This window comes from Antarctobacter albus (genome assembly GCF_900101505.1).
Taxonomy (GTDB): Bacteria; Pseudomonadota; Alphaproteobacteria; order Rhodobacterales; family Rhodobacteraceae; genus Antarctobacter; species Antarctobacter albus.
This window is the reverse complement of sequence record NZ_FMZI01000007.1, coordinates 143,250-156,146: the sequence shown is the minus strand read 5'-3', so window position 1 is coordinate 156,146 and position 12,897 is coordinate 143,250. Positions and strand designations below refer to the sequence as shown.

Below are 12,897 nucleotides of genomic sequence, written 5' to 3'. Positions count from 1 at the left end.
CGTTTGCCGTCTGGGCGATTGCCAAAGGCGGAATCGAACCGCCTGGTGACCCGGTCTGGTTGGAGGCATGTAGTTCCTTCGGCATTCGCCGGGGATTTCCTTTCGAATTTGGCCGGGAGGACAAGGAGTTGCGAGGTGTGGCGTGTGTGAAAGACAAGTAACCCCGCAGGCATTCCTCCCGGATGAAATGGTCAGGGATGAAGGACTCGAACCTTCGGCTTCCGCAGTCCGGGTGCGGCACTCTGCCAAACTGAGCTAATCCCTGGTAATTTGTCCCGGCGACAAAGGGGTGGCGAAACATGACCTGCTCTTCCGTTGAGCTACGCGGCCATAGTCCCCGTTGGGACACCGATCCGACAGGCGGGAAAACCCTGCCCGTGAATGGTGTGTGGCGGCCGCGACGGGATTCGAACCCGCAACCAGGGCGTTAACAGCGCTGTAGTTCCGCCGGCATTCGCCGGGATTGAATCCTTTCCGTCCATGTTCCGATGGGTCAGGCGGACAAGAAAATGACGAGACAGGTACATGTCCTGAAAATGTAGTCCCGTCGGCATTCCGCCTGACCCTTTGGTGTCAGATGCTCAGAGCTCGATCTTCTCGATCTCCTGCACCCAGTGCTCGGACCCTTGCCGGCCCTTCGCGAAATCCGCGATCCGGTCAAAGACCGCGTCCGAGAACCCGCCGATGTTCAGCACGTCCTCACGAGTCTGCGCCTGCGTCGTGCCGTAGGGCGCGATGTCGATGCAGACCAGCTTGGCCTGCGGGTTGCGCCGTTTCAGCGCCGCCCACTCGTGCATCATCGCCGTCGACTGGCGCCCGCCCCAGGCATCCACCCAGGACTGGTTGTCGGACACGAAGACCACAAGGTCCGGTGCGCGACGACGCTCGTTGAGCTGCCGCAGCGGTGCCGAACAGTTGGTCCCGCCCCCGGCCAGGGCCGACAGGCGATCCGCGTTGGTCAGGATCGTGTCGCGCGGGTTCAGGCGTGCGTTGCGCACCGTCACCTCGAATGGCAGAACCTGGCACTTGCGGTTCACCCGCATGAACGACGCCGCAACCAATGCGGCCACGTCCACGTGACGCACCGCCGAGCTTGCGCCCTTGCGGTAGCCGGTCACCGGCCATGTCATCGACGCCGAGACGTCCGGGCAGACCACGACCTCGCCAGAGACCTTCGGCACGTTGCGCACCGCCAACTCCATCGCGTCATGCAAGGCATCCACGATCTCGCGGGGCATCTCGTCGCTCGCGTGCTTGGCCGCAACCATCATCTGGTACGGAAAGGCCCGCGCCTTCGAGACCGCCTTGGGGTCTCGAAGCTTTGCTGCGACCTGTTCCACCATCCGCGCATCGGCGAAGACGCCCTTGCGCAGGAAGGTGTTCAGGTTCTGGCGCACCATCTGCCACGAGCCCTTGCGCGCGATCTGCGCCCAGTGGTCCGCGGTCAGCGGCAGTTGCGTCAGCATCTGGAACGGCACGTCGGGCAAGTCCCCGTCGGCCCCTTCGTTGAAGGTCATCCAGTCCTGCACAGCCTCCGGCAGTTTCGACACGTCGCAGGGACGCCCGACGATCCAGGCGAACAGCGCCTCGCGCTCTGCCGTCTCCGGCTTCGGGTGCACCATCCTGATCACGTCCTTCAGCGACGGATCATTGCCGATATTGGCGTTCAGGATGGCCCGGTCCGAGGCCGTGTTCAGCCAGTGCTGCACCATCGCCTTGGGCGCCGAACCCAGCGACTTGCGCCCGGTCTGGCCCGACCGCACGATCTGCACGAAGGTCCGCAGCATCTTGCCGTGATCCACCACGCGGCCAAAGACCGCCCGGAAGAGCGCCGGATCGCGCCGCGCCAGCACCGCCAGAAGCACCGCTGGCATGTCCTTCATGTAGCCCGACTGGCGGGCATAGATCGCCGTCTGCGCCAGGAAGGCCGGTTCGACCTTTTCGGCAAGCGCAACCACACGGGTCAGTTCATCCTGGGCGGACTGGTAGAACAGGCCACCGAATGTGCCTGTGGCCGCCATCTGCGCCAGGGCATGTGCATCGGAATAGGCGTAGGCCGGCGCGCCTTCGGCGTTCACGGTGGTTGCCTTGGGCAGCAACCGGCCCCGGATCGATGCAAACACGGATTTGTTTGCCATTGCTCTGTTCCTTCGTTGTTGGTGAGGATGTTTTGCCATGAGCAAGGCGGTCGCCCGAGGAAAAATGAAAATTCAGTCAAGGCGCTGAATTCAAAGGGCTAATCTGGGTATTGCCGGAATCCTCCCACCTCGTTACGATACAGACAGATACTAACCTATCTATCCGGATAACCACTTGCGCAACGTCGTCCTCGGATTCCTCGGAACGCAGCTCGACATGGGGCGCAGGCGGCGCTGGAAGCCCACGGTGAGTCTGGTCACGCATGACGGCTTCCCCGTCGACCGGCTCGAAATCCTCTATGACATGCGGTTCAGGGACCTTGCCGACATCGTCCGGCAGGAGGTGCAGGAAACCAATCCGCAGACAGAGGTCATGCTGCGCAACCTCGACCTCTCCGACCCCTGGGATTTCCAGGAGGTCTACGGCAAGCTCTTCGACTTTGCCCGCGGCTACGGATTCGACGAGGACCGCGAGAGGTATCACGTTCACCTGACCACAGGCACGCATGTGGCGCAGATCTGCTGGTTCCTGCTGACCGAAAGCCGCCACATCCCCGCCCGGCTGATCCAGACCGGCCCACCAGGCCGGGAAGAGGACAAGGCCAAGTTCGACCTCATCGACCTCGACCTGAGCCGCTACAACGCGCTGCAACAGCGGTTCGATCAGCTGTCCCGCGAATACAGTGACCAGTTGAAAGGCGGGATCGCGACCTCGAACCCCGCCTACAACGCGCTGATCGACCGGATCGAACTGGTGGCCAGCAATTCCAATGAGCCGATCCTGCTGCTGGGGGAGACCGGCACCGGCAAGACGCAGCTGGCCGAGCGTATCTATTCGCTGAAACTGGACAGGCGTCGGCTCAAGGGCCGGCTGGTCCATGTAAACTGCGCCACGCTGCGCGGCCAGGATGCGCGGGCCACGCTGTTCGGCCAGCGACGCAGCTTTACCGGGCAGGCAGGGACCGAACGCAGCGGGCTCTTGCGCGAGGCGGACGGAGGGGTGCTGTTCCTCGACGAGGTGGACGAACTGGGCCTCAAGGAGCAGTCGATCCTGTTGCACGCCATCGAAAGCGGGCGATTTTATCCGCTGGGGTCCGATAGCGAAGTGACAAGCCGGTTCCAGGTCATCGCGGGCGCGAACCGTGACCTGCGCGCTTTAACGGCTGAGGGGCTGTTCCGTTCCGACCTGCTGGCGCGCCTGAACATGTGGAGTTTCCGCCTGCCCGCCCTGCGTGAGCGGCGAGAGGACATCGAGCCCAACCTGCGCTTTGAATTGGACCGGGCGGAAAAGGACCTGGGCAACCGCGTGGGCTTCAACACCGATGCCCGCGACCGTTACCTGAGGTTTGCCTCCGATCCGGGCACGCCCTGGCCCGGCAATTTCCGCGATTTCGGCGGGTCGATCCGGCGCTTGTGCGTGCTGGCCCCGCGCGGGCGGATCACACTGGCGATGGTCGAGGATGAGATCGCAACCCTGCAGGCCGACTGGCGCAGCGCCGAGGCCGATGGCGATGCAAGGCTTGTCCGGGAGATTCTGGGCGAGGCCGCCGCCGAGATCGACCGTTTCGACCTGGTGCAACTGGCCGAGGTGATCCGCTGTTGCCGCAACTCTGCCAGCCTCAGCGCAGCAGGGCGCAGCCTCTTCGCCGCCTCACGGGCAAAACGCACCTCGACCAATGATGCGGACCGGCTGCGCAAGTACCTTGCGCGGTTCGGACTGGATTGGGCGGCGGTCAGCGACGGCGAATAAGACCCCTGCCTACTCGATCTCGCGCCGATCCCGGTTCTGGGTGCTGAGAAAACCGGAATCCAGCCTGTCACGATGCCCAAGATCGGCGATCAACAGCGCCTCGCCCGCCCCGGCCCGCGCCAGCACATTGCCGTCCGGCCCGACGATGGCAGAGTGACCGCCAAATTCCAGGCCTGCCTCGCTGCCGTGGTAATTCGCATAGACCACCGTCATCGCGTTCTCAAAGGCGCGCGCGGGCACCAGCACGTCGGCGACATTCTCGAACCCCGCCGGGTTTGCCGTCGGAACCAGCAACAGGTCGACACCGCGCCGGGACAGCGCCGTGACGTGATGGGCAAACTCCACGTCGTAACAGATCAGCAGTGCGGCCCGGAAACCGCCCAGGTCGAATGTGCAATAGGCCTCGCCCGGCGCGAAACTCGCCGCCTCCATCGGACCGAACAATTGCACCTTGCGGTAATGTGCCAGTTTCGCGCCGGTAGGGTCGAAACAGCTGGCGGCGTTGAAGACCGTATCGCCATCGCGTTCAGCCCAGCCCAGGGTCAGCCCGACCCCCGCCACCCGGCACAGATCGGCAAGGCGGCGTTCCCAGTCACCGTCCTGTTCCTGTGACAGGGCGGAATGCAGGTCGGAGCGGTTGTAGCCGGGCAGGAACAGTTCGGGGAAGACAGCCATGCGCGCCCCCATCGCGCTGGCCGCAGTCAGGGCACGTTCGATGCGGTCAAAGGCGCCCTCGATGTCGCCATCGGTGGGCGCCCCCTGGTACAGGGCCAGTTTCATGGGCGTCAGGTCAGGCATCCTCTGTCACGCGGCGGGCATTGCCCTGATATGCCATGTAGCCGCGCTGGATGTCGATCTGGTCGGCGATGAACTTGGCATCGTGCCAGACACCCCAGATAAAGGAGGACCCGCGCCGCGTCTGCCAGGGCAACCCGACGAAATAGAGCCCCGGCTCCTCGGACACGCCGCGCTGGTGGATCGGACGGCCGCGATCATCGAAGGTATCGGCCTTGATCCAGCCGAAGTCGAAGGCATAGCCCGTCGCCCAGAGCACCGTGCCGATCCCGGCCTCGGCCAGGTCCAGCTCAAGGATCGGGTCACGCACGCAGGCGGGGTCGTCCGGGATGATGCGGGCCTCCGGTTCTTCCGGCAGATCCAGTCCATGACGGGCGATATAGGCATCCGCCTCGTCCAGGACCGAAAGGTAATTGGCGTCGCCCTTGTCGAGGTTCTCTTTCAGATCCGGCGCAAACCGCAGCTTGCCGTTCTCATAGCCCGCGGTCATGCCCAGCAGGGTCATGCCCTGTTCCGCCAGCTTGCGGAAATCCACGGTCTTGCCACCCTCGGCGCCACTGACCGCGATGGTGACATGCTCGGTCCCCGGGCCGGGTGAATCCGCGTTCCACTTGCCCAATACACCCAGCCACCAGACGTTGTCGCGCCCACGATAGCGGCGCGGCGGACGGTCGTGCGGTCCCATAGAAAGATAGACGCGGCGCCCCGCCTTCATCAGCTCCTCGGCGATCTGCACACCGGAGGACCCGCCGCCAACGACCAGCACCGCGCCTTCCGGCAGCTGGTCGGGATTGCGATAGGCGTTGGAGTGCATCTGCATCGGTCCGGCATCCTCGGGAAGGATCGGCGGGATGGCGGGGCGCTGGAACGGGCCGGTGGCCGCCACGACATGCCGCGCCTCGATCACACCTTGCGAGGTCTCGACCCGGAACCCGGGTCGTCCGTCCAGCGGGGTGACGGAGGTCACCTCGACGCCGGTACGTAGCGGCGCGCCGATCTTCTTGGCATAGGCGACGAAATAATCGGCCACGCTTTCCTTGTCCGGGAAGGCATCGCCGTCGCAGGCGAACTCCATGTTCGGGAAACGGTCATGCCAGGCCGGACCATTGGCCACCAGCGAGTCCCAGCGCCCGGTGCGCCAGCGTTCGGCGATGCGATCACGCTCCAGCACGATATGGGGCACGCCCAGCTTGCCCAGGTGCTCGCTCATCGCGATGCCGGCCTGACCGCCGCCAACGACAACCGTATCCGTGCTTTCCATTCCCGCGGTCCTCCGATCCATCATTGCCGGGCACCCTAGGGCCGGGCCTGTCCCCACCGAAACACGGTTTTCGTGAAGCCTTGCTTGGGGTCAGGCTAAGCGCGGTTAGGGGTGCCCTAAGCGACGATGAGGCTATCGGTTCTTTCCGCCGGACCCTGCGCAAGGGGATGTTCGCCGCGATGCATCGACAGGAGACCGACATGGCGCACAAGCGCATCCGCACGTTCAACACGCGCGACACATACCCGGAACAGAGCCTGGACAACGACCTGTGCCAGGCGGTCGTCACGCGTGGCGGCAGCACGGTCTGGATGCGCGGTCAGTGCCCGCAGGATCTGGACACGGCCAAGAACATCGACAGCCACGATCCGGCAGAGCAGACCCACAAGGTGATGCAGAACATCCGCCAGCTTGTCGAGGAAGCCGGGGGCGAGATGGGCCATGTGGTCAAGCTGGTTGTCTATATCACCGACGTGCGCCACCGCGAGGCGATCTACCGGGTCATGGGGGAATACATCAAGGGCGTCCACCCGGTCTGCACCGGTCTTGTCGTGCAGGCGCTGGCGCGGCCCGAGTGGCTGGTCGAGATCGACGCCACCGCCGTCATTCCCGATTGAGTCCGAAGAGTTGGGTATTTTCACCAAGAAGAAACACAGGGGGCGGGAATGACCTTTTCACTTGTCGCAAGATGCGCCGACACGGGCATGTTCGGGGTGGCGATTTCGTCGTCTTCCCCGGCGGTGGCGGCACGCTGTTCCTATGCTCGGGCCGGCGTCGGCGCCGTGGCTTCGCAGAACGTGACCGATCCGACGCTGGGGCCGCTGGCGCTGGACCTGATGGCGGGCGGCATGAGCGCGGCAGAGGCCCTGGCCGAGGTGCAGAAGCGCGGCAAGTTCATCGAGTACCGGCAGGTGCTGGCGGTGGATTCTTCCGGTGGCACGGCGATCCATTCGGGGCCGAACTCGCTGGGGATATGGACGCAGGCGCAGGGGCGTGACGTGGCCTCTGGCGGGAACCTGCTGGACAACGACGGCGTGCCGGCGGCCATCGTCGCCGGGTTCGAGACGGCCCAGGGCCACCTGGGTGACAGGCTGATTGCCGCGATGCGCGCAGGCCTGGCGGCGGGCGGCGAGGCCGGACCGGTGCATTCGGCGGGCATGATGCTGGTGGACAAGGTGCCCTGGCCCGTTGCCGACCTGCGCTGCGACTGGACCGAGGATTGTCCGATAGAGGCGGTGGCGACCGCCTGGGAGGTCTACAAGCCGCAACTGGACGCCTACGTCCAGCGCGCGCTGGACCCGCGCGAGGCGCCCTCCTACGGGGTCCCCGGGGACGAATGAGCCGCGCGCAGCGCGCTTGCAACCCCGAGACGCTTGGACAAAGCTTGAACAGGCCAACTGTTCAAGGACGCGGAATGCTGCGCTACACCCTCCGGCAACTGGAATATTTCGTCGCCGTGGGCGAGGCGGGCAGCATCGCGCGCGCCTCTGAGCGGATCAACGTCTCTTCGCCGTCGATTTCCGCCGCCATTGCCCAGCTGGAACAGGAATTCGGCCTGCCACTTTTCGTACGCCAACACGCGCAGGGCCTGTCGCTTACGCAGGGCGGGCGGCAGATGATGGAACAGGCGCGGCTGGTGCTGCGCGAGGCGGCAGCGATGAACGACATCGCCGGGGACATCGCGGGAAAGGTGCGCGGACCCTTGTCGGTCGGCTGCCTTCTGACCTTTGCCCAACTGGTCCTGCCGGGACTCAGGCGCGGGTTCGAGGCGCAGTACCCCGAGGTACGCCTGCGGCAGGTTGAATTGAACCAGGTCGAGCTGTTCAGCGCCCTGCGCCGATCCGAGATCGACCTGGCGCTGACCTATGATCTGGACGTGCCCGCCGACCTCCAGTTTACCGGCCTCGTCCGCCTGCCACCCATCGCGCTGATGGGCACCGGGCACCCGTTGGCGGGGCGCGACGCCGTGTCGATAGAGGAACTCAAGGATCACCCGATGGTCCTGCTGGACCTGCCGCTGAGCGCCGATTACTTCCTGTCCTTCTTCGACGCCGTCGGCGGCAAGCCGGTGATCGCCGAACGCACCCGCGACATGGCGGTGATGCGCAGCCTTGTCGCCAATGATTTCGGCTACTCCATCGCCAATGTCCGCCCGCTGAGCGACAGCGCGCCGGACGGCAACCCGGTGCGCTGCGTACCGATCACGGGCGCCGTCCGGCCCCTGCGCATGGGGTTCCTCACGGCGCAGGACGCGGACCGGTCGAACGCGGTGCGGGCCTTCATCGAATACGGCAGTGACCTGGTGCGCGCGGGCAAGCTGGCCCGCATCGGCGGCGAACCCATCGTCCCGGCTTAGCGCCTTCCTAAGCAACGCTTTCGCAGGGCGGACTTTCGGGCCCTTGCCCGATGGGTATCCTGCGCCCGACAGATGATGGAGCAGACCTTGCGCGACCCCCGTTACGACATTCTTTTCGAACCGCTGGCCATCGGGCCGGTGACCGCGAAAAACCGGTTCTACCAGGTGCCGCATTGCAACGGGGGCGGCTATCGCGACCCCTCCGCCGCCGCCGCCATGCGCGGGATCAAGTCCGAGGGCGGCTGGGGCGTGGTGTTCACCGAACAATGCGAGATGCACCACACCTCGGAAATCACGCCCTTCATCGAGCTGCGCCTGTGGGAGGACAAGGACATCCCGATGCTGGCGAAGATGGCAGGCAAGATGAAGGAACACGGCGCGCTGGCCGGTATCCAGCTGGCCTATTCCGGGATCAACGGGCCGAACCTTTATACCAAGGAGGTGCCCTTGGCGGTGTCGCCGGGGCCGATCCGGACCTTTACCAATGACCCGGTACAGGCGCGCGCCCTGTCCAAGGGTGAAATCAAGGACCTGCGCCGCTGGTTCGTTAACGCGGCCAAGCGGTCCAAGGCGGCCGGGTTCGACCTGATCTGCCTGTACGGCGCGCATGGGTTCGGCATCTTTCAGCACTTCCTCAGCCGCGCCACCAACATGCGCGACGACGAATACGGCGGCTCGCTGGAAAACCGCTCGCGCTTTGCGCGCGAGGTGATCGCGGACATGCGCGAGGCGGTGGGCGACACCATGGGGATCACGCTGCGGGTCTCGCTGGACGAAACCATCGGCGACCTGGGTTTTTCCAATGCCGAGGTGCGCGACTTCGTCGAGATGAACAAGGACCTGCCGGACCTGTGGGACCTCGCGCACGGCACCTGGGAGGATTGTTCCGGCCCAAGCCGGTTCAAGGAGGAGGCCGCGCAAGAGGCGCTGGTCAAGGGCATCCGCGAGTTGTCGTCGAAACCGGTGGTTGGGGTCGGGCGGTTCACCTCTCCGGACGTCATGGCGCGGATGATCCGGCAGGGCACGCTGGACGCCATCGGGTGTGCGCGGCCCTCGATTGCCGATCCCTTCCTGCCGAAGAAGGTCGAGGAAGGGCGGATCGACGACATCCGCGAATGCATCGGCTGCAACATCTGCATCACCGGCGACATGACCATGTCGATCAGCCGCTGCACCCAGAACCCGACCTTCATGGAGGAATGGCGCAAGGGCTGGCACCCGGAACGGATGAACGCCAAGGGGGCCAGCCAGTCGGTGCTTGTGGTCGGCTCCGGCCCCGCCGGGCTGGAGGCGACGCGCGCACTGGCCGAACGCGGCTATGACGTGGCGCTGGCCGAGGCGGGCACCGCCCTGGGCGGGCGCGTGGCGCGCGAGAGGTTGCTGCCGGGCCTGTCGGCCTGGGGGCGGGTGGCGGACTACCGCGAATACCAGATCAGCCAGAAACCCAACGTGCAGACCTATTTCGACAGCGCGCTGGACGCCGAGAGCATCCTCGAATTCGGCTTTGAACACGTGTGCCTGGCCACCGGCGCCAAGTGGCGCCGTGACGGGGTCAGCCGCCAGCATGTGGTGCCGATGCCGATGGACGACAGCATGTCGATCTACACGCCCGATGACATCATGGATGGCAAGCGCCCCTCGGGCCATGTCGTGATCTACGATGACGACCACTATTACATGGGCGGCGTGTTGGGTGAACTGCTGCGGCAGGAGGGTTGCGAGGTGACCATCGTCACGCCTTCGGCCTATCTGTCGGACTGGACGGTCAACACGCTGGAACAGCACACGATCCACAAGCGGCTGGCCGAAATGGGGGTCGAGATCGTGCTGAACCGGGGCGTCACCCGGATCGGCAAGGGCCATGTCGTGACCAACTGCACTTACACCGACCGCACCTCAGAACTGGGCTGTGACGCGGTGGTTGTCGTGGCCTCGAAACTGGAAAACAATCAGGTCTATGCGGACCTCAAGGCGCGCGAGACCGATTGGGCGGATGCGGGCATCAAAACGGTCCGGATCATCGGGGACGCCGAGGCGCCCGGCCCCATCGCCTGGGCAACCTACGCGGGACACCGCTATGCGCGCGAACTGGACGGAGAAGACATCGGCGACGCTCTGCCCTTCCGCCGCGAAATCACGGAGTTGGCAGCAGAGTGAGCGACGACCCCGTTCCCTTCGCGCCCGAGGCGACCCGCGCGATCCTCGACTGGACCGAACGGCGCATTGCCGAGGGGCCGGACCCGAAACACGGCGCAGGCTTTTGCCGCGCTGGAGCCCGTGCCGGGCGGATCAATCACCGCCGACGGCATCGGCGCGGAACAGGCGATCGGCCTGTTCTCGGACACTATCGTGCCGTCGATCCGGCCTTTCGGTCACCCGACCAGCCTGTCCTTCGTCGCCTCGGCCCCCAGCCGCGCGGCGCTGAGTTTCGACGCGGCGCTTGGCGCGGCGGGAATCTTTGCCGGCAACTGGGACGGCGATGCGGGCGCCATCCACGCGGAAACCAGACGCTGCGCTGGATCGCGGACCTTGCCGGCTGGCCGGCCAGCGCGGGCGGCGTCTTTGTCGCGGGCGGCACGCTGGGCAACCTTTCGGCTCTGCACGCCGCGCGCGAATGGCACCGGCGCAACCGCCCCGGTGAGGGGCGCGGCGCCATCCTCTGTTCCTCCGAGGCGCACAGCTCGATCCAGGCGGTCGCCCGGGTCATGAATGTTGCGGTCGAGGCGGACGAAACCGGGCGCATGACCGCGCAGGACGCCATCCCGCATCTCTCCGAGGCGGTCTTTGCCATCGTCGCCAATGGCGGCGCGCCCAACTGCGGCGCGGTGGACGACATCGCCGGGCTGGCAGACCTTGCACAGGAACATGGCCTCTGGCTGCATGTCGACGGTGCCTATGGCGGCGCGGCCCTGGCCGATCCCGCGATGCGGCCCGCCTTCGACGGGATCGATCGGGCAGACAGCCTGATTGTCGATCCGCACAAGTGGCTCTTTGCTCCCTACGACAACTGCGCGCTGCTCTATCGTGACGCCGGCCACGGCGCGGCGGCGCATGGGCAACAGGCAGTCTACCTCGACACGGCGGACAAGACCCACTGGAACCCGTCCGATTACGCACTGCACCTGACCCGGCGGGCACGGAGCCTGCCGCTCTGGTACTCTCTGGCGGTGCGCAGGACCGAGGCCTACGCCAAGGCCATCGCCACCACCCGGCAGGTCGCAGAGGACATCGCCAAAGGCATAGACGCCATGCCGGGGCTCGACCTGCTGCTTGACCCGCAGTTGACAGCGATCCTCTTCCGCCCGCAGAACATGGACGAGGCAGAGATGATTGCATGGGGCGAGATGGTCTTTCGCCTCTGCATCGTGAACCCGGCCACCCGCGCGGACGAGGTACTGGCAATCCTGGAGACGCTCACCCGATGACGCAGACGCTGGAGATCCTCGACCGGCTCATTTCATTCGACACGGTCAGCACCCGGTCCAATCTGGATCTGATCGCCTATGTCGAGGACTTCCTGAAGTCGCGCGGCTTTGCCGTGACCCGCGTGGCGGACACGTCCGAGCCGAAGGCCGGGCTCTATGCCAGCATCGGGCCTGAGGGCGCCGGTGTGATGCTGTCGGCGCATACCGATGTCGTGCCGGTCGAGGGGCAGGAGTGGACGCGCGACCCGTTCAGGCTGACGAGCGAGGGCGACAGGCTGTTCGGGCGCGGCACCACCGACATGAAAGGATTCCTGGCCTCGATGCTGGCGGCGGCGGACCGGGCATCGCAAGCCCCGCTGCGCGAACCCCTGAAACTGGCCATTTCCTATGACGAAGAGGTGGGCTGTGTCGGGATCGCCCGGATGATCGACGCGCTGGAACCAGCCATCGGCCTGCCTCGCGCCTGCATCGTGGGCGAACCCACAGAGATGCAGGTGGCCGTGGGCCACAAGGGCAAGCAGGGGCTGCGTGCCATCTGCCACGGCGAGGCCGGGCATTCCGCGCTGGCGCCACGGTTCACCAACGCGCTGCACCTTGCGGCGGACCTTGTCACCGGCCTGCGCGGGCTGCAGGACGATCTGGCCCGGCACGGCGCGCGGGACGCAGATTATGCCGTGCCCTACAGCACCGTTCATGCCGGTGTGCTCAAGGGCGGCACCGTGCTCAACATCGTGCCCGACCGGGCCGAGCTGCTGTTCGAGTTCCGCCACCTCGCCGCCGATGCGCCAGCGGACCTCGTGGCGCGGATCAGGGCGCTGGCCTCCCAGATCACAGAACGGCACGGCACCGCCATCGACCTGCAAGAGGTCACGGGCTATCCCGGCCTCGACACCGCACCGGACGCCGAGGTCACGCGGCTGACCCAACGGCTTGCCCGGACGCAGGACCTGACCAAGGTCGCCTTTGGTACCGAGGCGGGGTTCTTCGACGCTCTGGGCATCCCCACCGTTGTCTGCGGACCGGGCAGCATGGAAGGCCAGGGGCACAAGCCCGACGAATACCTGGAACGCGGCCAGCTGACGGCCTGCGACTCGATGATGGACGCGCTGCTGGACGAGCTGCGCTGATCCTCGAATTTACAGTTCGCCCGGATTTTACCCGGGTGCGCCCAT

10 protein-coding genes and 1 tRNA gene are annotated in these 12,897 nt (G+C 65.7%); 7 read left to right on the top strand and 4 right to left on the bottom strand.

What is annotated here, in order from left to right; genetic code table 11:
• Nucleotides 1-188 precede the first annotated feature (188 nt).
• Together BLQ71_RS13745 and BLQ71_RS13740 are read right to left on the bottom strand one after the other, a co-directional pair.
• Nucleotides 189-265, bottom strand: a tRNA-Pro gene (locus tag BLQ71_RS13745).
• Nucleotides 266-581: 316 nt separating this feature from the next.
• On the bottom strand, nucleotides 582-2,138 hold the full coding sequence (locus BLQ71_RS13740; protein ID WP_074622117.1) for a TROVE domain-containing protein: 1,557 nt from the start codon (nucleotides 2,136-2,138) through the stop codon (nucleotides 582-584).
• A gap of 175 nt (nucleotides 2,139-2,313) precedes the next feature.
• On the opposite strand from BLQ71_RS13740, the gene rtcR reads away from it, so the two are divergent.
• Nucleotides 2,314-3,888 carry an RNA repair transcriptional activator RtcR gene (gene rtcR, locus BLQ71_RS13735; protein WP_074622116.1) on the top strand — a complete coding sequence of 525 codons (1,575 nt, stop codon included), beginning with the start codon at nucleotides 2,314-2,316 and terminating at the stop codon, nucleotides 3,886-3,888.
• Nucleotides 3,889-3,897: 9 nt separating this feature from the next.
• Here the strand turns inward: rtcR and BLQ71_RS13730 are convergent, their stop codons facing one another.
• On the bottom strand, nucleotides 3,898-4,686 hold the full coding sequence (locus BLQ71_RS13730; RefSeq protein ID WP_229754862.1) for a carbon-nitrogen hydrolase family protein: 789 nt from the start codon (nucleotides 4,684-4,686) through the stop codon (nucleotides 3,898-3,900).
• On the bottom strand, nucleotides 4,679-5,944 hold the full coding sequence (locus BLQ71_RS13725) for a flavin-containing monooxygenase (RefSeq protein ID WP_074622114.1): 1,266 nt from the start codon (nucleotides 5,942-5,944) through the stop codon (nucleotides 4,679-4,681). Before BLQ71_RS13725 ends, BLQ71_RS13730 begins: the two co-directional genes overlap by 8 nt.
• A gap of 200 nt (nucleotides 5,945-6,144) precedes the next feature.
• Between BLQ71_RS13725 and BLQ71_RS13720 the strand changes: the two genes are divergently transcribed.
• The 6 genes from BLQ71_RS13720 to argE all read left to right on the top strand — a co-directional run bounded on the left by BLQ71_RS13720 (nucleotide 6,145) and on the right by argE (nucleotide 12,852).
• Nucleotides 6,145-6,561 (top strand): RidA family protein, encoded by a 417-nt coding sequence (locus BLQ71_RS13720; protein ID WP_043137651.1) that lies wholly within the window; start codon nucleotides 6,145-6,147, stop codon nucleotides 6,559-6,561.
• A gap of 48 nt (nucleotides 6,562-6,609) precedes the next feature.
• A complete protein-coding gene (locus BLQ71_RS13715; protein ID WP_074622113.1) occupies nucleotides 6,610-7,284 on the top strand; it encodes a DUF1028 domain-containing protein in 675 nt (224 codons plus the stop codon).
• Between the two features lie 74 nt (nucleotides 7,285-7,358).
• The gene (locus tag BLQ71_RS13710; protein WP_043137175.1) at nucleotides 7,359-8,300 is read left to right on the top strand and encodes a LysR family transcriptional regulator; all 942 of its coding nucleotides are present in this window, start codon (nucleotides 7,359-7,361) and stop codon (nucleotides 8,298-8,300) included.
• Between the two features lie 87 nt (nucleotides 8,301-8,387).
• Nucleotides 8,388-10,457: an oxidoreductase gene (locus BLQ71_RS13705; protein WP_074622245.1), complete on the top strand. Its 2,070-nt coding sequence runs from the start codon at nucleotides 8,388-8,390 to the stop codon at nucleotides 10,455-10,457.
• Complete coding sequence (locus BLQ71_RS13700; RefSeq protein WP_198548527.1) at nucleotides 10,454-11,725, top strand: pyridoxal phosphate-dependent decarboxylase family protein; 1,272 nt, start codon at nucleotides 10,454-10,456, stop codon at nucleotides 11,723-11,725. Before BLQ71_RS13705 ends, BLQ71_RS13700 begins: the two co-directional genes overlap by 4 nt.
• Nucleotides 11,722-12,852, top strand: coding sequence for an acetylornithine deacetylase (gene argE, locus BLQ71_RS13695; protein WP_074622112.1), 1,131 nt, complete (start codon nucleotides 11,722-11,724; stop codon nucleotides 12,850-12,852). Before BLQ71_RS13700 ends, argE begins: the two co-directional genes overlap by 4 nt.
• Nucleotides 12,853-12,897: the final 45 nt, after the last annotated feature.